The 350-nt window shown below is 49.7% G+C and carries 1 protein-coding gene; it reads left to right on the forward strand.

The annotated features are described in order from the left end of the window. Positions 1 to 350 (forward strand): SDR family oxidoreductase (locus A3751_RS01685; protein WP_156492177.1); only part of this gene is annotated, 350 nt, incomplete at both ends.

A 350-nucleotide genomic window follows, 5' to 3' on the forward strand; every position in this document is an offset into this window, starting at 1 on the left:
ATTTCTGGGGTGTGGTGCATGGTACAAAGCTGTTTCTACCGTTGCTCAAACGCTCTGATGACTCAGCTGTGGTTAACATCTCTAGTGTCTTTGGCTTGGTCGGCATACCAACACAGGGCGCCTACAACGCCAGCAAATTCGCGGTAAAAGGTTACACAGAAGCGCTTCGCTTGGAGTTGAAAAACACCAACGTTACGCCAATTACCGTCCACCCTGGCGGCATCAAAACCAACATTGCCAAAAGCGGCCGATTCTATCGTGGCGCGAAGCCAAGTCATTCCAAAAAAGATGTTGTCGCACTGTTTGATAAGCTGACCTTTACCACTCCGGATGTTGCGGCAACCACCATT

The organism is Oleiphilus sp. HI0080, assembly GCF_001635135.1.